This is a genomic window from Streptomyces sp. NPDC052109, assembly GCF_040680195.1.
Classification (GTDB): Bacteria; Actinomycetota; Actinomycetes; order Streptomycetales; family Streptomycetaceae; genus Streptomyces.
Genome location: NZ_JBFAWF010000001.1, coordinates 602,935 through 622,003, shown reverse-complemented (window position 1 = coordinate 622,003; position 19,069 = coordinate 602,935). Strand labels below are relative to the sequence as shown.

The following is a 19,069-nucleotide window of genomic DNA, read 5'->3' as shown; positions in this document are numbered from 1 at the left end:
CGCGTGTCACCCACGTGCCGGGACCGCACACCTAGGCCCTGTCTAGGGCCCCTCGGTCAGGGTCAGTCTGCGGAACTCCAGGGTGTCGTAGCTGTGCGCGGCGCCCGTCTCGTACAGGACGCCGAAGGTGTCGTAGCCGAGCTGCACGAGGTCGGAGTAGGCGGCGGGGCGGTTGGAGAGGGTGAGCAACCGGGAGAAGGTGTGCCCGGAGTCCGTGCTGGACCAGATCGCCAGGGCGCGGCGGGCGGTCGGCACGGAGGGCGCGGAGAAGAGCAACGGGGCACCGGGGCCGCGGAGTTGGAGAAGACTTCCCTGGACCACCGGGACGTCGTTCAGGGTGGGCTGGGTCGCGTAGGGCCGGTCGAGGGTCTGTCCGCCGTCGCCGGAGTAGGCGTCGAGGCGATTGCCGGGCGCGGTGCCGTACTGGTCGCGGGCGTTGAAGTAGAGCCTGCCGTCCGGGAGTTGTGCGGCGGTCGTCTCATTGGCGTTGGTCACGCCGTCGTGGGTCTCGGCCACGAAACCGAGCCGCCAGGTGCGGCCGCCGTCGTCACTGTAGAGCGCGTGTCCGCCCTCGTACCGGGATCCGGGTCCGGAGGAACCGGCGGGCGGGGCGACGGAGTGGTCGGCGGGGACGAGCAGGCGGCCGGCGTACGGGCCCCGGGCGAGGGCAACCGCATGGCCGGGACCGGTGGCGTACCAGCGCCAGCCGGGCCGCTTCACCTCCGCCGTGATGTCCGCCGGGGAGGAGAAGTGCCGGCCGTCGTCCCAGCTGCGCTGCACGAAGACCCGGCGGTCCCCCTCCCCGCGCCGGACCTGGTCCTCCGTCACCTTCCCGCTGTTGGCGCAGGTCACGAGGACGACGGCATCGGTTCGCGGGTCCACGACCGGCGCCGGGTTGCCCCGGGTGTCCCCGTCTCCCGCGGCCACCACCGTCAGCGGACCCCAGGTGCAGCCGCCGTCGGTGGAGCGGCGCAGCACGACATCGATGTCCCCGGTGTCCCCCGCACCGTCGCGCCGGCCCTCGGCGAAGGCCAGCACGGTGCCGTGCCGGGTCTTCACGACCGCCGGAATGCGGTAGGTGGCGTAGCCGCCCCGGCCCGAGACGTACGGGACGGAGGACGCGCAGCCGGGGTACGCGCGCGCCGACGCCGGTGCGGCGTGTGCGCGGACCGCCCGACCCGGGCTCCCGAGTGCGGTGTTCGCACGGACGGGCGCCGCCCGGCCGCTCGCGGGGCTCGCCTGGGCGGAGGCCGCCGTGCACAGGGGGGCGCTGAGCGAGGTGAGGAGCGCGAGGGCGGTGAGCAGGGTGCGGCGCTTCGGTGTCACCCACTCATGGTCCCCGGAATCACCAGTCCGGATTCGTAGCCGACGATCACCAGCTGGGCGCGGTCGCGGGCACCGAGCTTGCCCATGATCCGGCTGACGTGTGTCTTGGCGGTGAGCGGACTCAGGCCCAACACCTCGGCGATCTCCGTGTTGTTGAGGCCGCGCGCGACCAGGGTCAGCACTTCCCGCTCGCGGTCCGAAAGGCACTCGGGGCCGCCGGTGACGGGTGCCGAGGGGCTGCGCAGGAACCGCTCGATCAGGCGTGCCGTGGGCCCCGGCGAGAGCAGTGCCTCACCCGCCGCCACCGTGCGGATCGCCTCGAGGAGGTCGGCCGGCCGGGTGTCCTTCACCAGGAATCCGGAGGCACCGGCCCGCAGCGCCTCCACCACGTGCTCGTCGGTGTCGTAGGTGGTGAGCACCAGGACCCTGACCCCGGCGAGATCCTCGTCCGCGGCGATCAGCCGGGTCGCCTCGATGCCGTCCAGGCCGGGCATGCGGATGTCCATCAGGACCACATCGGCGCGCTCGGCCCGGGCGAGGTCGACGGCCTCGCGTCCGGTGCCCGCCTGTCCGACGACCTCCATGTCCGGCGCCGAGTCCACGAGCATCGCGAACGCGGCCCGCACCAGGGTCTGGTCGTCTGCGAGCAGCACTCCGATCATGCCGTTTCCCCCAGCGTCCGCCCCGGCCCGGTGCCCCACTCGTCCCCCGCCCGGTCCCGCAGCGGCAGCATGGCGCTCACCTCGAAGCCCGGGCCGTCGGAGCGCGGCCCGGCGTCGACCCTGCCGCCGACGCTGCGGGCCCGCTCCCGCATCCCGACGAGCCCGAACCCGGGTGGGCCGTCACCGGCGCCGCCCGTGCCGTCGTCGACGACGTGGACGCGCAGGGCGCTCTCCTCCTCGTACACGCCCACGCGCACGGTCAGGTCGGCCCGGCCGCCGTGCCGTACCGCGTTGGTCAGCGCCTCCTGCACGATCCGGTAGGCGGCGGCGCCGACGGCCGGCGGCACCCCGTCGCCCCGCACGGTCAGCTCCACCCGGGCGCCCGCCGACTTCACCAGTTCGTCGAGGCCCGCGAGGCCGGGCAGCGGGTCGCGCCCGTCCGGGGCGCCGGGGTCGCGCAGCACCTCGAGGGTCGTACGGAGTTCACCGCGGGCCGTGCGGCAGGTCTCCGCGATGTCGTCGAGGGCCTTCGCGACGGCCGTACGGTCCAGGCGCTCGGGGTCGGCCTCCAGGACGTGCGCCGCGACCGAGGTCTGCACGCCGATGAGGGTGATGGTGTGGGCGAGCAGATCGTGCAGGTCGCGGGCGATGCGCAGGCGTTCCTCGGCGACCCGGCGCCGGGCCTCCTCCTCGCGGGTGCGTTCGGCGCGCTCGGCGCGTTCCACGGCCGCGGCGGCGTTCTCCCGGTGGACGCGGATATAGCCGCCGAGGACGAGCATGGAGACGATCCAGCCGGTGATCTGGAAGCTCACCTGGACCCCGGCCATGCCGTGACGGATCTTCAGGAGCAGCATCAGCGTGACGACCGCGGCTCCGATGAAGGCCGTGCGCCGGGCGCCGCCGGTCACCGCCACCGTGTAGAGGACGACCATGGAGGCGGCGGTCGGCGCCGAGTGGTTGAAGTCGAGCTGGTGGTAGGTCGCGATCAACGTGATCATGACCGCCAGCACGGTGAGCGGGGCGCGCCGGCGCCACACCAGCGGCACGTGCAGGCCGAGCAGCAGGGCCCAGCCGAGCGCGTCCGGGTGCCGGCCGCTGCCGACGGTGACGGCGATCGCCGAGGCGAGCACGGCGAGGCCGGCGGCCAGGAGCGCGTCCTGCCGCAGGGGATCCAGGGAGGCGAGGGACCGGGCTGGCCGGGACGCGGTGATGGGTGCCTGCACGGGATTCATCTTCCGCTACGCGCCCACGGGCTCCGGCGTGCGGTCCGTGCCCGGCACCGGACGCGACAGCCGCCCCGGCCACCACACCCTGCGCCCGATCGCCACGCTCGCGCTGGTCACCAGATAGGTGCGGACGAGGAACGTGTCGAGCAGCACACCGACGGCGATGACGAAGCCCAGCTCGACCAGCGGCACCAGGCCCATGTTCGTCAGTACCGCGAAGGTGGCCGCGAGCACCAGACCGGCGGAGGCGATGACCCCGCCGGTGGTGCGCAGGGCGGTGAGGGCGGCGGCGACGGGCTCTGCCCCGCGCTGCGCCTCCTCCCGCATGCGGTGCATCAGGAAGATGCCGTAATCGACGCCGAGGGCGACCAGGAAGACGAAGGACAGCAGGCCGAGGCCGGGATCGGTGCCGTGGAAGCCGAACAGCGGCCCGAAGGCGAGCCCGCCGAGGCCGAGGGCGGCGCCCCACACCGCGACCACGGCGGCCACCAGCAGCAGCGGGGCGACGAGGGAGCGCAGCAGGACGACGAGGATCAGCAGGACGGAGGCGAGGACGAGCGGGACGACCACCCGGCGGTCGCGGGCGCCGGCGTCCCTCAGGTCGAGCTGCTGGGCGCTGGGCCCGCCCACGTGGGAGCCGGGCAGCCGGTGCCGGAGCGCCTCGATGGTGGCGGTCTCGGCGGCGGACTGGGGCGGGGCGGAAGCGGTCACCGTGATCTCGGTCCAGCCCCCGCCGGTACGGCCCTCGCGGGCGTCCGCCACTCCCCTGGTGCCCTTGGCGGCGGCGAGGGTGGCGTCGGCCCGCCCGGCCGGGGTCATGATCTCGATGGGCTGCGCGGACCGCCCCGGGTAGGCCCGGGCCACGGTCTCCGTCGCCGTGACGGACTCGGGCCGGTCCACGAAGGTGTCCGTCTGCTTGATCGCACCGGGCAGGTTCAGGGAGCCCAGCGCGAGCGCGCCGAGCAGCGCGGCGCCGGAGGCGAGGACGGTCAGCGGGCGGCGCCCGGCCGAGGAGCCCATCGCCGCGAACAGCGAACGGCGGGTCTTGGGCGTGCTGCCGTAGGCGGGTACGAGCGGCCAGAAGACGCGGCGGCCGAGCAGGACGAGGAGGGCCGGGAGCAGGGTCAGCATCGCGGCGAGCGCGCACAGCACGCCGACCGTGCCGAGCGGGCCCATGCCCCGGCTGGAGTTGAGGTCGGCGGCGAGCAGGCAGAGCAGTCCGGCGGCGACCGTGCCGGAGGAGGCGAGGATCGCGGGCCCGCAGCCGCGCAGGGCGGCGCGCATCGCCTCGTACGGGCGTTCGTGGCGCCGCAGCTCCTCGCGGTAGCGGGAGACGAGGAGCAGGGCGTAGTCGGTGCCGGCGCCGAAGACCAGGATGGTCATGATGCCGGCGCTCTGGCCGGACACGGCGGTGCCGAAGGCCTGGTTGAGGCCGTAGGCGGCGGCGCGGGCGAGGAAGTCGGAGAGGCCCGCGACGACGAGCGGGACCAGCCACAGCAGGGGGCTGCGGTAGATGAGGACGAGCAGGATCGCGACCACGGCGACCGTCGTGAAGAGCAGGGGCCCGCCGAGCGAGGCGTAGACGCCGGAGGCGTCGGTGGCGAGGGCGGCCGGGCCGCCCACCCGGACGCTCAGCCCACCCTGATCCTGGGCGAGTTGGCGGACGTCGTGGACGAAGGCGTTCCGCTTCTTCTCGTCCGCGCCGGGCTCGTTGCTGGTCACGGGGTACATCAGGGTGGTGCCGTCGACGGACGGGATGCCGTGCGGGGTGCCGGCGGTGAGGCGGTGGCGGTCGGCGATCTCGGCGACCTGGGTGCGTGCCGTGGCCCGATCGGCGGCGGTGAGACCGGTCGCCCGGTGGTAGACGAGGACCAGCTCGGTGGTCTCGCCGCCGGGCAGCCGGTCCTGCAGCCTGGCGACCTGGGTGGAGTCGGCGGACGCCGGCAGATAGTCGGTGGCCCGGTCGTGCTGGACGCCGGCCAGCTGCGCGGCGAACGGCCCGGCGACGGCCAGCAGCACCGCCCACAGTCCGACCGCCAGCCAGGGCAGCGCCCGGCTCCTCCGTGTTGTCGCGGCCCCCATGGAATCGGGCCTCCCCTCCGCAGCGGATGTCTGGATACGGCTTCCAGACTTCCGGCGGGAAGGGCGGCGATCGTCGGGCGCGGGGGCGAGTTCGGGGGTACTGCCGGGGGTGACCGCGGGGTGCCGTTACTCCCCGGGGAGTAACGGGCCCGTCGTATCAGGGGATGCCGGGCCTGTGCCGACCCCGGCTCGGACGCTGCTCCGGGCCCGGAGCCGCAGGGACTCACGGCCTGCCGGTCGAGGCCCGAGGCGAGGCACGGGAACTCACGGGCGTGGCCCAAGGGCGGCGGGCACGCGACCGGGCAACGCCCCCGGGCCATGCCAGGCGCTCCCCGGCCACCCAGCCGTTTTCCCGCAACGCCAGTACATCCCGCGAAGGGGCCCCTGCGGATCAGGAGGGCGTCCGCGCCGCCGCCAGCAGCCGGGTCACGTCGTCTGCGCAGATGGTGAGGGCCGCGCCCACCGTGGTGAGGGCGTCACGTTCGGCCGGGGTGTAGGGGCCGTCGGCGAGCGCGATGCGGGCGGCCTGGAGCAGCAGGGACTCGCGGCCGGCCGGGGCGAGGTGCGGGGCCAGCGGGTCCAGGGCCTCGTGCAGCTCTATGGTCAGGCTCGTGCCGCACTCGGCGCCGAGGACCCGGCCGGTGTCGGCGGCGAGGGCGTCGACGAGGGCGGCCAGCTGTTCCTCGGTGCAGCCGTCGAAACCGGCCGCGCGCACGGCGCCGGCCGCGGTCTCCAGGGCCGCGCGGGAGGACGTGCCGCCCGCGGCGAGCACGGCGAGGGCGACGGTGTGCACGGCGTCGCGGAGCATCGCGGAGAAGCGCCGGGTGGTGGGATGGTCCAGGACGTCGGTGCCGTAGTGGTGGCGGCATGAGGCGCACTCCACGACCGGTCCGGCCGTCCCGCGCGGCAGCAGCGGCACCCCGAGCAGGGTCAGCCGGCGGCGCCCGGTGAGCCGCTGGTAGTTGCGGTCGCCTCCGCAGCCGGGACAGTAGAACTCCCCGTCCCCGACGGGTGTCCATGCGGTGCGCGCACCCAGGAAGCGCAGGGCCCGGCCGTCTCGTCCCCGTACTGGCAGCACGTCGCACCTCCGTAACCGCACGGCAACATCGCCGCGCTGGCGTGATGTTAGCCACATCACCAAGGCTGAGTCAGTACCTCGTAAGAGACCTTTCTGTGACCTCGGGCGGGCGATGGCCGAGAAACGACGCCGCCCCGACCGCCGTGTACAGCGGTCGGGGCGGCGAAAGGCCCGGTCAGAGCGGTCAGCGGGCGGCGCGGTTCACCGCGGAGACGACCGCCTTCAGCGACGCACGCGTCGTGTTCGCGTCGATGCCGATCCCCCACAGGACCTTGCCGTCGATCGCGCATTCGATGTAGGAGGCGGCCTGCGCGGAGGCGCCCTCGCTCATCGTGTGCTCCTGGTAGTCCAGCAGGCGTACGTCGACGCCGATGGACTGCAGGGCGTCGAAGAAGGCCGAGATCGGACCGTTGCCGGAGCCGGTCAGGACGGTGTCCTCGCCGTCCACCGTCGCCTCGACCGTGAGGGTGTCCACGCCGTCGGTGTCCGTGGTCGACTGGCCGGTCCTGACCTGGATGCGGCCCCACGGGTTGTCCGGGTTCGGCAGGTACTCGTCCTGGAAGACCGCCCAGATCTCCTTCGGCGTGATCTCGCCGCCCTCGGCGTCCGTCTTCGCCTGGATGAGCTTCGAGAACTCGATCTGCATCCGGCGCGGCAGGTCCAGCTTGTGGTCGTTCTTCAGGACGTAGGAGATACCGCCCTTGCCGGACTGCGAGTTGACGCGGATGACGGCCTCGTAGGAGCGGCCGACGTCCTTGGGGTCGATCGGCAGGTACGGCACCGCCCACTCGATGTCGTCGACGGTGACGCCCTTGGCCTTCGCGTCGGCCTCCATGGCGTCGAAGCCCTTCTTGATGGCGTCCTGGTGGGAGCCGGAGAAGGACGTGTAGACCAGGTCGCCCACGTACGGGTGGCGCGGGTGGACCTCCATCTGGTTGCAGTACTCCCACGTACGACGGATCTCGTCGATGTCGGAGAAGTCGATCTGCGGGTCGACGCCCTGCGAGAACAGGTTCATGCCCAGGGTGACCAGGTCGACGTTGCCGGTGCGCTCGCCCTGCCCGAACAGGCAGCCCTCGACGCGGTCGGCGCCGGCCATCAGCGCCAGCTCGGCCGCCGCCACGGCCGTGCCGCGGTCGTTGTGCGGGTGGACGGACAGGCAGACGTACTCGCGGCGGGAGAGGTTGCGGTGCATCCACTCGAAGCGGTCCGCGTGCGTGGACGGCGTCGAACGCTCCACGGTGGCGGGCAGGTTGAGGATGATCTCGCGGCCCGGGCCCGGCTGGTAGACGTCCATGACCGCCTCGCAGACCTCCAGCGCGAAGTCCAGCTCGGTGTCGGTGAAGATCTCGGGGCTGTACTGGTAGCCGAACTCGGTCTCGGGGCCGAGCAGTTTCTCGGCGTACTCCATCACCAGGCGGGTGCCGTCGACGGCGATCTGCTTGATGTCGTCCTTGGAGCCGCGGAAGACCACCCGGCGGAAGACCGGGGCGGTGGCGTTGTAGAGGTGGACGGTGGCCCGCTTGGCGCCCTTCAGGGACTCCACGGTCCGCTCGATCAGGTCCTCGCGGGCCTGGGTCAGCACGGAGATCGTGACGTCGTCGGGGATCGCGCCCTCTTCCTCGATGATCGAGCGCACGAAGTCGAAGTCGGTCTGGCCGGAGGCGGGGAAACCGACCTCGATCTCCTTGTAGCCCATCTTGACCAGCTGGTCGAACATCCGGCGCTTGCGCTCGGGCGACATGGGGTCGATCAGGGCCTGGTTGCCGTCGCGCAGGTCGGTGGAGAGCCAGCGGGGGGCGGCGGTGATGCGCTGTTCCGGCCAGGTGCGGTCCGGGATGTCCACCTGCTCGTAGCGGCCGTACTTGCGGATCGGCATGGAACTGGGCTGCTGGCGGTTGGCCATGATGGCGTGGGCTCCTTGGGGTGTCCGGAGATCCGGATGTCCGACTGGACGGCCGACGACACAACGCCAAAGCTCCGCGGGGAGGGAGTCGGCCTTGTGACTACAGGCCCTCGCCGCGGCAGCTAAGAAGAAGCAGCCCGAAACGCATGATGCGTCGCAGCCTAGCCGAGCCGCCCCGGGCGCGGGGACGCGTTCCAGTATGCGGGACCGGGGTGTAAAAGGGATAAAAAGTGCGCCGTACCACATCGTCACGGAGCGTGGCGTTCCCTGTCCCGGTATTTCACCAATCATGGTGGCAGCTAGTGACATCAGCATCACAGAGTGCAATGGTGCGACGCATGACGACCAACGGGGGCTTCCAGCCCGTCTTCTGCACGATCGTGCCGCCGCACGTCCTCGACAGGCTCGCCCGAGCCGAGGACCCCGCGCTCTCCGGCCCGGCCCGCCGGTCCCTGGAGCACGACGCCTACCAGCGCACCAAGCGCCGGCTGACCACGGTGATCGGTGCGCCCTCCGTCGCCGCGCCCGCGGGCACCGCCGCGGACCAGCCCCACCGCACGATCTACGACGCCCGCCACACCCAGGACCTGCCCGGCACGCAGGTCCGCGCGGAGGGCGCCGACCCGGTCTCGGACGCCACCGTGAACCGCGCCTACGCGGGCCTCGGCGCCACCTTCGAGCTGTATCTGAAGGCGTACGGCCGGCACTCCATCGACGACAACGGGCTGCCGCTGGACGCCACCGTCCACTACGACCAGAACTACGACAACGCCTTCTGGAACGGCGAGCAGATGGTGTTCGGGGACGGCGACGGCGAGACGTTCCTCGACTTCACCATCCCGGTCGACGTCATCGGCCACGAGCTCACCCACGGCGTCACCCAGCACACCGCGAACCTGGAGTACTTCGGGCAGTCCGGCGCGCTCAACGAGTCGGTGTCGGATGTCTTCGGCACGCTGATCAAGCAGTACACGCTCGGCCAGACCGCCGCCGAGGCCGACTGGCTGATCGGCGCGGGCCTGCTCGCCCCCCACGTCCACGGCACCGCGCTGCGCTCGATGAAGGCCCCGGGCACGGCGTACGACGACCCGAACCTGGGCAAGGACCCGCAGCCGGCGAGCATGGACCACTACGTCCGCACCGGCCGCGACAACGGCGGCGTGCACATCAACTCGGGCATCCCGAACCACGCCTTCTACCTGGTCGCGACGGCCATCGGCGGGCGCGCCTGGGAGAAGGCCGGGCAGATCTGGTACGACGTGCTGACCGGCGGCCGGCTGAAGTCCGACGCGCTGTTCGCCGACTTCGCCACGCTGACGGTGAAGGCGGCGCGGGAGCGCTACGGCGCCGGCGACGAACTCCAGGCCGTGCAGAAGGCGTGGGAACAGGTCGGGGTGCGGACGCTGTAGTTCCGTACTAGACAGTCCCCATGCGTATCCAAGTACGGCGCACGGGCGGTTTCGCGGGCATCGAGCGCCGGGCCGAGGTGGACACTTCGGGCCGGCCCGACGCCCCCACGTGGCACGCCCTGGCCGAACGCGTCCTCGCGTCCGGCCGGGGCACCCCGCCCGCCGGCGTCCCCGACGGCTTCCGGTACGAGATCACCGTGGACGGCCGCACCGTGTACGCGGCCGATCCCCGGCTCACCGAGGAACAGCGCGAGCTGGTGTCCCGGGTGCTGAAGGAGGGCGCCTAGGCCACGTCCCCCCGCGCCTGGAAGCCGCGGAAGAAGAGCTCCGAGTTGTCCGCCCGGATGCCCACCCCGCCCGGCGCCAGCAGGCCGCCGGGGGTGCGGTCGTCGGCGCTCAGCACGGTCGTGCCGTCGATCGCCAACTCCAGCCGGACACCGCCGGGATGGTTCACGGCCGACGCGGTGACCTGGTGCCAGCCGTCGTAGGGGAAGGCGTGGCGCGCCTCGGCCAGCGTCGCGTAGTCGCCGCCGTCGACGGCCGAGGCGTCGGCGGCGGGCACCTTCCGTTTGATCACCACAGCGCCGTCGCGGCGCCGGAAGCTGAGCGCGTACAGCTCCTGCGGGGAGTGGTAGCGCAGCCAGAGGTGTCCGCCGTCCCAGTCCTGGGCGGGGGTGCGGGGCGTGGTGATCGGCGGCCGCAGCCGGACCCGGGTGGTCACCGTCACCGCGTCGAAGTCGCGGCGCCTGGAGACCAGGCGGAAGACGGCGGAGTCGGTGACCTCGGCGGAGTCCGGGCCCGTGAAGCCGGTGTCCGGCGCCCCGGTCCAGCCCGCGCCCTGTGCGGCGAACAGCGAACCGCTGGTGACCACCCAGTCCTTCGAGCGGCGCGCGCCGGCGGCGTGTGGGTGCCGGTAGGCGTACTCGTTCGTCACCAGTCCCCCGTCGCTGAACACGGGCGCGAAGGGGGCCGCCGCGTGCCGCCCGGAGCCGTACACGACGGCGACCGCCCCCGCCGTGGCGGCCGTGGCACCGGCGGCGAGGGCACCGCCCAGCAGGACACGCCTGGAAACCCGGGGACCGCCGGTCGCCCAGGCGCGGCCGGGGTCCGGGACGTCGGTCACGAGCTCACCCGTGGGGTCACCTTGAGGTCGGCGACGGTGGGCCAGGAGTGCCGGGTCGTGTCCCGGTAGGCGGAGTAGGCCACGCCTCCGGTCTCCGACCTGGCCATGAGGGTCATGCGCGTGGAGCCGTCCACGCTGATGACCGTCGAGGCGCCGGTCACGGTCACCGACAGCCGGTGGGAGTCCGCCGCGGTGAGCGGTCGGGCGCCGACGAGCTGCTGGTTGTCCGCGTCGCCGGAGAAGACGTTCAGCTGGTCGCGGCCGACCTGGACGCTGATGGCCAGCGCGCTGCCCACCCGGACCCAGATCGCCCCGCTCACCCCGGGCCCGGACAGCCGCTGCACGGTGCCGGTGACGGTGTAGCCGGTCCAGCCCTGGGTCCGCTCCGGCTGGTAGGCGCCGTACGCGGACAGGGTGCGGCCGGTGGGCTCGATGGCGGTGCGGGAGATGCGGAACGGCGCCTTCACACCAGGGGCGCTGAGCCACTCGCCGGCGGGGTTCATCGGGTCGGCTCCGGCGACGCTCTGCTGCGCGCCGCCGGAGCCGGCGAAGGTGCCGGTGAGCTGCTTGACGGACAGGGCCGTGAACGTGGGCCAGGCGGCTCCCGCCCGGTTGATGCCGACCCGGATGCCGATGCCGCCGGTGATGTCGGCCGCGCCCAGGGCGGCGGTGTGGTGCAGGGTGACCGTGCCGTCGACCTGCACGGTGGTGGTCCGCCCCTTGACGGTCACGCGCATGTGGTGGGAGCTGGACGGGACGAGCCTGGCCTCGCCGACGTGCTTGCCGTCGGCGGAGAGCACGAGGGAGCCCTGGCTCACGCTCACGTCGACCGGCTCCAGGCTGCCGTGCCGTACCTGGACGCCGCCCTGGTTGGTGCCGTCGCCGAGGCCGGAGACCGTGGCGTCGACCTGGTAGCCGGTCCAGTCGACGCTGCTCATGTCCCGGTAGTCGGCCGAGACGTAGCGCGCAGAGCCGGAGGCCGCGGCGCCCTTGCCGGTGAACGCGTCGAGGTCGGTCAGGCTGGTGCCGTCGTTGCGGTCCCACAGCTCCGGGTGCGCGAGCGGCGCCGGATCGGAGGGGGCGACCTGGGTCCAGCGGGCGATGCCGGACATCAGGTGGTCCAGCCTGGTGCCGCTCAGTACCTCCAGGCGCTGGACCACCCGCGCCCCGGCCGCTCGTCGGCTGGCCGTCAGCGGCCGGGACGACTCGTTGGTCATCGTCGCCGCGAAGTAGCGGTTCATCAGGCCCTGGAGACTGGGTCCGGGCTTGGGCAGGTTGACCTTCTCGGTCGCCTCCGAGAACGGGAAGGCGAAGACCTGCGGCCTGGGCAGCCCGTGGCCGGAGAAGTCCGCGAAGGACCGCTTGATGTCGGCGGTGACCCGGTCCTCGTACTCCTGCGGCGTCTCCAGCCGGTTCTCGGTCTTCAGCCACAGCCGGTTCGCCAGCATGGAGGCGGTGTGCCCGGCGGCGTCCACGGCGCCGCGCCGGTGCAGGTCGTGGGTGTGGTCCTGGAAGTCCCAGCGGCCCGAGTCGGCCATGCGCTGGATCTCCTGCCAGGACAGGTAGTACGGCCGCTGGTCGACCCGGCCGGTGATCAGGAAGACCGTGCCGTGCATGTGGTGCCGGGCGAGGATCCGGTCGCCGTACACCCACAGGCCGTTGGGGCCGTCGTCGAAGGTGATGTACACCGAACGCGGCGGCGCCGGGCCGCCCTTGAGGTAGTCGACGAACTCGTCCGTGGTCAGGCTGCGGTAACCGGCCTGTTCCAGGGCGGCCATCTGGGCCTCGAAGGCCTTCGGGGTGACGGCGTAGTCGCTCTTGTTGTAGCCGATGTCGTGGTAGGCGAGCACGACCGGCGCCGAGGTCGCCGGAAGGTGCTTGACCTGCGCTGTCCAGCTGTCGGTGTCGGCGGAGGTCAGGTCCACCCGCGCGGTGTCCAGCTGGGTGCTCACGTACTTCTGGTACAGGTAGTACTGGGTCGCGGCGTAGAAGGGCAGGGCGAGCACCGCGAGGGCGAGCAGCACCAGGCCCGCGCGGGCGGCGTAGTGTCCCGGGCCGCGGTGCTGCTGGCGGCGTGTCGTGGCCGGCGCCGCGTAGAACTCGTCGCTGGTCACGGCAGGATGCTTCCTCTCGTCAGCACGATCAGGTAGACGCCGCACACCACGGCGGAGGTCAGCAGGGCTGCGAGCAGCCGCAGCACGAGGGGCGGGCGCTTCATCAGTTCGCCCCCCGGGCCCACACGCCGCGCCGGATGGTGGCGAAGGAGTACGGCAGCAGCCAGGCCAGGATCAGCGCGGACAGCAGGCTCATCAGCGGGCGGTACCGCCAGCGGCCGTCACCCGGATTGTCGATCTTGAAGGCGAGCCCCCAGACACAGCCCTTGAGGATCACTCCGCAGATGTACAGCAGGGTGAGGAAGGCGGCGCCGTGCAGCGGTGCCCACAAAAGGTGCCGGAAGGCCATGACCGGCGCGGCGACCACCCACAGGGCGTGTCCGTAGTAGAGGGCGGCCGGGCCGAAGCCGCGGCGCCACATGAAGGAGCCGGTGAAGAACAGGTTCCGGATGAAGCTCTTCTTCCAGCGGATCTGCTGCTTCATGAACGGCTTGAAACGGGCCGGCACGTTCGTCCACACCTTCGCCGACTGCACGTACCCGATCCGCCAGGCCCGCTCGGGGTAGTCCTGCGCGGTGACGAACGGGGAGTCGGCGTAGCGACGCTTGAGGGCCTTGCCGCGCCAGCGCTGGCCCAGCACATAGCCGGTGAGCTGGCGGTCGGTGGCGAACCGGAAGGGTGCGCCGAGGAAGCGGTCGCCGGCCCAGGCGGGCAGGTAGTTGTAGACGGCGTCACGCCGGAACACGGCCAGCGGTCCGGAGACACAGGTCACCGAGCCGAAGGTCGACTCGGCGGCCTTGGCGACCCGGAACTGGCCCTCGTACCAGACGTCCTGGGCCTTGGTGAAGAAGGTGTCGGCCGCGTTCAGGGCGCGGGCGTGACCGCTGACCGCGCCCAGCTCGGGGTGCGTGACGAGGGCGCGGACACAACGGGCGAGCGCGTCCGGGGCGAGGATGCAGTCGGAGTCGGTGAACGCGATGACGTCACCGTCGGCGATCTCGCAGGCCCGCACCAGGGCGTGCTTCTTGCCGAGGTTCTTCTCCAGGTAGATGACGGTGATGCCGAGTTCGGCCTCGAGCCGGCTCAGCACGTCCCTCGTGCCGTCCTCGGAGAGGTCGTCGACCACGACGATCTGCAGGTCCGGGTACGCGCTGCCGGCCATGGAGCGCACGCACTCCTCGATGCACTCCTCCTCGTCCTTCACCGCGAGCAGGAAGGAGACGCGGGGCACGGAGGGCAGGGCCGGGAAGGCGGCGAGGTCCTTGGCGCGGGGGCGGCGCCGCAGCTGCCGCTCCGAGGGGTCGTCGTAGCGGCTGTAGGCGATGTAGAGCATGGCGATGGTGCCGATCAGCACGGTGAAGCCGTAGCCGAGCACCAGCGGGCTCTGCGCCAGCCGGGGCGCCTCACGGGCGAGGATCAGCAGCAGCGGCAGCAGGCACAGCAGCGTCAGGACGCGCCGGGCCGCGTGCCGGATCGCCGGGTCCTGCCGGTCCAGCCAGCGGCGCAGGAACCCGGGCCGGTGGCGGCGCGCCGAGCGCAGCCGGGGCAGGGGGACGGGGGACGCGGTGGGGCGGGTGGGCGGTGCGGTGAAGGCGGCCGGGCCGACCGACGTCGCCTCGGCGTCAAGGGTGTTGACGCGGGCCGGGGCGGAGGCGGTGCTGTACGCGAACCCGGGTACGGGTTCGAACGGCGTCGGGGGTCCGGGCGGATCTCCGTACTGCGTCGCGGGTCCGGGGTCGTACGCCGCCCTGTCCCCGGAGCCGTACGGCGTGGCGCCGCCCGGACGGTACGGCGCGCTGTCCTGCGTGGTGGCGCCGTTCCAGCTCCCGAAGGCCTCGTCGACGTACGCCATGGCGTCTTCCCCACCCCGGCCGTGCTGTTCGCGGGGCATGTCCTCGTACCGCCACTCGCCGCCCGGCGAGCGGTGTGCTCCGTTGCTCACACGACCGCCTTGGCGGTGACGGAGTCGAGCCGGTAGGTGGCGTCGAGCACCAGCGGCTGTGCGGCGAGCCAGTCGAGGTCGACGCCGGGGTGCAGGGTGTGGACCAGGACGAGGTCCCAGTCCTGGCCGGCCGGGTCCGCCACGCTCGTGTGCACGGCGGCGCCCAGGCGCAGGGAGGCAACCAGCGGGTCGAAGAACTCGGTCTTGGCGCCGTCGGCCGCCAGCTCCTCCATGATCTCCAGCGCCGGGGACTCGCGCAGGTCGGCGACGCCGGGCTTGTAGGCGACGCCGACGACCAGGACGCGCGCGCCGGAGACGGGCCTGCCGTGCTCGGCGAGCAGCTCGCGGGCGCGCTGCACGACCCGGCGCGGGCGGCCGGCGATCGCGGTCATGGCGGCGTCGACGAGCGGCGAGGAGACCCGGCGGGCGCGCAACTGCCAGAGCAGGTAGTGCGGGTCGCAGGGGATGCAGTGCCCGCCGACGCCCGGGCCGGGGTAGAACGGCATGAAGCCGTACGGCTTGGTGGCCGCCGCCTCGATGATCGGCATGGGCTCCAGGCCCAGCTCCCGGCAGTCCTCGGCGAACTCGTTGGCGAGGGCGATGTTGACGGCGCGGAAGGTGTTCTCCCACAGCTTGGTCATCTCGGCCTGCTCGGCGGAGGGCAGCAGGTGCACGGCCGGGGCCGTGCGCTCGAGGACCGCCTCGGCCAGGCGGTTGGTGAGGTCGTTGGTGCCGCCGGCCACGCGGGGCGTCGCGTCCTGGGCGTGGTGGGCGTTGCCCGGGTCGATGCGCTCGGGCGAGAAGGCCACGAACACGTCGGTGCCCACCCGGAATCCGCGCGCGGTGAGCGGCTCGACGAGCAGTTCGCGGGTGGTGCCGACGTAGGTGGTGGAGGTCAGCATGATCAGCTGCCCGGGCACGGCGTGGGCCACGACCGCGGCGCAGGCGGCGGACAGGGCGTTCAGGTCGGGGACGAGGTGCCGGTCGACGGGGGTGGGCACGCAGACGACCACGGTGCGGGCCCGCTGGATGGCGGCGGGGTCCGCGGTCAGGGTGAAGCGCGGATCGTCCTGGTGGGCGGTGAGCCGGCCGTGGTCGCTCGGCAGCAGGTCGACGTCACCGCTGCGGATGGCGGCCAGCCGTGCCTCGCTGACGTCGATGCCGACCACCTCGTTGCCGCCCGCCAGCAGGGCGAGCGCGGTGGGCAGGCCGACGTACCCCAGGCCCACCACGGCCACGGGGGCGGCGGCGTGCTCGGCCGGGACGGGTGCGCCCTCGGGGGCGGGGCGCGCGGGCGAGAGCGAGAGAAGGTCCATGGCTCCCCCTGATCGACTAGTTGACGATGAAACAAGACCGGGAACGTACTTGCGTCCGCACCATTCGATCAATCGCCAGACACAGGGGAACTTGGGCGATTTACCCGGTATATACGCGCAACCGCCGTCACTATGAACCGATTTACCGCCACCCACCCCTTCCGGATATGGGGAGATCATTAATAAGCTGCGATGAACATGTGATGAGATGTGGATAAGTCGTGAATACTTACCAGCGGTAACGCCGGCTGGGAATGATCCGGCCATGGCGACTGACGCAGGCGACCCGATACCCCGCTTCCCGGACGGCTTCCTGTGGGGTGTCTCGACCTCCGCCCATCAGATCGAAGGGGCGGCCGGGGAACGAGAGCCGTCCGTGTGGGACGAGTTCACGGCCGAACCGGGGCGGGTGAAGGACGGTTCGACCGCGGCGGTGGCCTGCGACCACTACCACCGCCACCGGGAGGACGTCGCCCTCCTGGCCGGCCTCGGCGTGGACGCCTACCGCTTCTCGATCTCCTGGCCCCGCGTCAACTCCCCCGGCGGCCTGGACTTCTACGACCGCCTGGTGGACGAGCTGTGCGCGGCGGGAGTACGGCCCGTACCCACCCTCTTCCACTGGGACCTGCCGGCCTCGCTCGACTGGCTCCAGCGGGACACCGCGGCCCGGTTCGCCGACTACGTGTCCGTGGTGGCCGAGCGGCTCGGCGACCGCGTGACCACGTGGATCACCCTCAACGAGCCCGCCGAGCACACCCTCCTGGGCCACGCCCTCGGCGCCCACGCCCCCGGCAGACGGCTGCTCTTCGACGCGCTCCCGGTAGCCCACCACCAGCTCCTCGCCCACGGTCTCGCGGTACGGGCGCTGCGCGCGGCCGGAGCGACGGACATCGGCATCGCCAACTCCCACGGCCCCACCTGGCCCGCCTCCGCCGACCCCGCGGACGGGGAGGCGGCCGGCTTCTACGACGTCCTGCTCAACCGCCTGTTCGCCGAGCCGGTCATCCTCGGCGCGTACCCGGAGGGAATGGACGCGTTGATGCCCGGCGACGTGGCGGCCGACCTCGAGGTCATCGCCGAGCCCGTCGACTGGTACGGGATCAACTACTACGCGCCGACCCGGGTGGGCGCGCCCGGCGACGCCGACAGCGAGTACGGCGGCCTGGCGCTGCCCGCCGAACTCCCCTTCTCCGTAAAGGAGATCGAGGGCCGCCCGGTGACCGACTTCGGCTGGCCGGTCGTCCCGGAGGGCCTGACCGAGCTGCTGTGCGGCTTCCGCGACACGTACGGCGACAGGCTCCCGCCGATCGTCATCACCGAGAACGGCTGTTCCTACGAGGGCCTCGACGATCAGGACCGCATCACCTACCTGGACGCCCACGTCCGCGCCCTGCACACCGCGCTGGAGGCCGGCGTGGACGTGCGCGGCTACTTCGTGTGGTCCCTGATGGACAACTTCGAGTGGGCCGAGGGCTATGCCCGCCGCTTCGGCCTGGTACACGTGGACTACGCCTCGCTGGAGCGCACCCCGAAGGCCTCCTACCACTGGTTCCGGGACATGCTCCGGGCCCAGAGATGACGGCGCGGGATGACAGCGCGCGATGACGGTACGGAGACGCCCACGGGCCGCACGCCGGCCGCACTGGCCGAGCCCGTCGAACCGGTCGGCCGGGGCTGGACGGCGGCCCTCGCCCTGGCCAACGGAGCGATCTGGGTGGGCTGGTTCGGCCCATTGCAGATCCTGCTCGCCGCCCAGGCGGGGGACTTCGCGCCCGGCTCCGGGATGTCCAAGGAGACGATGCTGGCCTGGGTGACCGGTGCCGGCGCGGTGGTCTCCCTGCTCGCCAACCCGTTCTTCGGCGCCCTGTCCGACCGGACGACCGCCCCCTCCGGCCGCCGTACGCCGTGGATCTTGGCCGGGTCGGCGGGCGGGGCGCTGTCCCTGGTGCTGCTCGCGCGGGCGGACGGGGTGTGGTCCCTGGCGGCGGGCTGGTGCCTGGTTCAGCTCACCCTGAACGCGGCGTTCGCGGCCGTGACGGCGGCCGTGCCGGACCGGGTGCCCCGGGCCCAACGGGGCTCGGTGGGCGGCTGGTTGGGGGCCGCGCAGATCCTGGGCGTGGTCGGCGGCACCGGCCTCGCGACCGTGGCGGGCGGAACCGGGGCCGGGTATGCGGCGTGCGCCGTGTTCACGGCGGCCGGCGTGCTGCCGTACGTCCTGCGCCACGCGGATCTGCGCCTGCCGCGGCAGGACCGCCCGCCGTGGTCCTGGCGCGGCTTCCTGGCGGGCTTCTGGCTGAGCCCGCGCCGCCATCCCGACCTCGGCTGGGCCTGGCTGACCCGTTTCCTGATCAACCTCAGCAACTCCCTGGTCCTGCTGTACCTCCTCTACTACCTCCGCGACCGCCTGCACTACTCCGACCCCGACCAGGGCGTACTGATCCTGACGGCCGTCAACAGCCTGACGCTGACGGCGACCGTCGTGACGGGGGGCGTCTGGTCGGACCGGGTGGGCCGGCGCAAGCCGTTCGTCGTCTGGTCGGGCGTGCTGATGGCGGTGGCGACGGCGGGCCTGGCCGGCTGGCAGACCTGGCCCGGCGCGGTCGTGGCGGCGGCCGTCCTCGGCGTCGGCTTCGGCGTGTTCACCTCCGTCGACTTCGCCCTGATGACGGACGTCCTGCCGAAGGCGCTGGACCGGGGCAAGGACCTCGGCGTGATCAACGTGGCCAACGCGCTGCCCCAGGTGGCCGCCCCCGCACTGGCCGCGCCGATCGTGACCTATCTGGGCGGCTACCGGGTGCTGTACCTGGTCGCGGCGGTGATCGGGCTGGCCGGGGCGGTGCTGGTGGGGCGGATCCGGGGGGTGGACTGAGGACGGGCTACGCCCC

Annotated in this window: 14 protein-coding genes; 4 read left to right on the top strand and 10 right to left on the bottom strand. The window is 72.6% G+C overall.

Annotation, left to right across the window (positions count from 1 at the left end):
- Positions 1 to 42: 42 nt before the first annotated feature.
- The 6 genes from AB0L59_RS02820 to leuA all read right to left on the bottom strand — a co-directional run bounded on the left by AB0L59_RS02820 (position 43) and on the right by leuA (position 8,280).
- Positions 43 to 1,326 (bottom strand): sialidase family protein, encoded by a 1,284-nt coding sequence (locus AB0L59_RS02820; protein WP_365578477.1) that lies wholly within the window; start codon positions 1,324 to 1,326, stop codon positions 43 to 45.
- Positions 1,323 to 1,988 carry a response regulator transcription factor gene (locus tag AB0L59_RS02815; RefSeq protein ID WP_365578475.1) on the bottom strand — a complete coding sequence of 222 codons (666 nt, stop codon included), beginning with the start codon at positions 1,986 to 1,988 and terminating at the stop codon, positions 1,323 to 1,325. The genes AB0L59_RS02820 and AB0L59_RS02815 overlap by 4 nt, the downstream gene beginning before the upstream one ends.
- On the bottom strand, positions 1,985 to 3,220 hold the full coding sequence (locus AB0L59_RS02810) for a histidine kinase (RefSeq protein ID WP_365578473.1): 1,236 nt from the start codon (positions 3,218 to 3,220) through the stop codon (positions 1,985 to 1,987). Before AB0L59_RS02810 ends, AB0L59_RS02815 begins: the two co-directional genes overlap by 4 nt.
- Positions 3,221 to 3,226: 6 nt before the next feature.
- Positions 3,227 to 5,296 (bottom strand): MMPL family transporter, encoded by a 2,070-nt coding sequence (locus tag AB0L59_RS02805; RefSeq protein ID WP_365578471.1) that lies wholly within the window; start codon positions 5,294 to 5,296, stop codon positions 3,227 to 3,229.
- Positions 5,297 to 5,687: 391 nt separating this feature from the next.
- Positions 5,688 to 6,374 carry a TerB family tellurite resistance protein gene (locus AB0L59_RS02800; RefSeq protein ID WP_365578469.1) on the bottom strand — a complete coding sequence of 229 codons (687 nt, stop codon included), beginning with the start codon at positions 6,372 to 6,374 and terminating at the stop codon, positions 5,688 to 5,690.
- 184 nt (positions 6,375 to 6,558) lie between these two features.
- Positions 6,559 to 8,280, bottom strand: a complete 1,722-nt coding sequence (gene leuA / locus AB0L59_RS02795; protein ID WP_365578467.1) for a 2-isopropylmalate synthase — start codon at positions 8,278 to 8,280, stop codon at positions 6,559 to 6,561.
- 338 nt (positions 8,281 to 8,618) lie between these two features.
- Here leuA and AB0L59_RS02790 point away from each other — a divergent pair, with 338 nt between their 5' ends.
- Both AB0L59_RS02790 and AB0L59_RS02785 read left to right on the top strand, forming a co-directional pair.
- Positions 8,619 to 9,689 (top strand): M4 family metallopeptidase, encoded by a 1,071-nt coding sequence (locus tag AB0L59_RS02790; RefSeq protein WP_365578465.1) that lies wholly within the window; start codon positions 8,619 to 8,621, stop codon positions 9,687 to 9,689.
- A gap of 20 nt (positions 9,690 to 9,709) precedes the next feature.
- Positions 9,710 to 9,976 (top strand): protealysin inhibitor emfourin, encoded by a 267-nt coding sequence (locus tag AB0L59_RS02785; RefSeq protein WP_365578463.1) that lies wholly within the window; start codon positions 9,710 to 9,712, stop codon positions 9,974 to 9,976.
- On the opposite strand, the gene AB0L59_RS02780 is transcribed toward AB0L59_RS02785, so the two are convergent.
- From AB0L59_RS02780 to AB0L59_RS02765, 4 genes are all read right to left on the bottom strand, one after another.
- Positions 9,973 to 10,812: a hypothetical protein gene (locus AB0L59_RS02780; RefSeq protein ID WP_365578461.1), complete on the bottom strand. Its 840-nt coding sequence runs from the start codon at positions 10,810 to 10,812 to the stop codon at positions 9,973 to 9,975. The two genes, AB0L59_RS02785 and AB0L59_RS02780, sit on opposite strands and share 4 nt — an antisense overlap.
- The gene (locus tag AB0L59_RS02775; RefSeq protein WP_365578459.1) at positions 10,809 to 12,926 is read right to left on the bottom strand and encodes a polysaccharide deacetylase family protein; all 2,118 of its coding nucleotides are present in this window, start codon (positions 12,924 to 12,926) and stop codon (positions 10,809 to 10,811) included. Before AB0L59_RS02775 ends, AB0L59_RS02780 begins: the two co-directional genes overlap by 4 nt.
- Positions 12,927 to 13,029: 103 nt before the next feature.
- Entirely contained in the window at positions 13,030 to 14,868 is a 1,839-nt protein-coding gene (locus AB0L59_RS02770; RefSeq protein ID WP_365578457.1) for a glycosyltransferase, read from the bottom strand.
- Positions 14,865 to 16,184 carry a nucleotide sugar dehydrogenase gene (locus AB0L59_RS02765; protein WP_365578455.1) on the bottom strand — a complete coding sequence of 440 codons (1,320 nt, stop codon included), beginning with the start codon at positions 16,182 to 16,184 and terminating at the stop codon, positions 14,865 to 14,867. Before AB0L59_RS02765 ends, AB0L59_RS02770 begins: the two co-directional genes overlap by 4 nt.
- 265 nt (positions 16,185 to 16,449) lie before the next feature.
- Between AB0L59_RS02765 and AB0L59_RS02760 the strand changes: the two genes are divergently transcribed.
- The gene (locus AB0L59_RS02760; protein WP_365578453.1) at positions 16,450 to 17,763 is read left to right on the top strand and encodes a GH1 family beta-glucosidase; all 1,314 of its coding nucleotides are present in this window, start codon (positions 16,450 to 16,452) and stop codon (positions 17,761 to 17,763) included.
- Between the two features lie 9 nt (positions 17,764 to 17,772).
- A complete protein-coding gene (locus AB0L59_RS02755; protein ID WP_365578451.1) occupies positions 17,773 to 19,053 on the top strand; it encodes an MFS transporter in 1,281 nt (426 codons plus the stop codon).
- Positions 19,054 to 19,069: the final 16 nt, after the last annotated feature.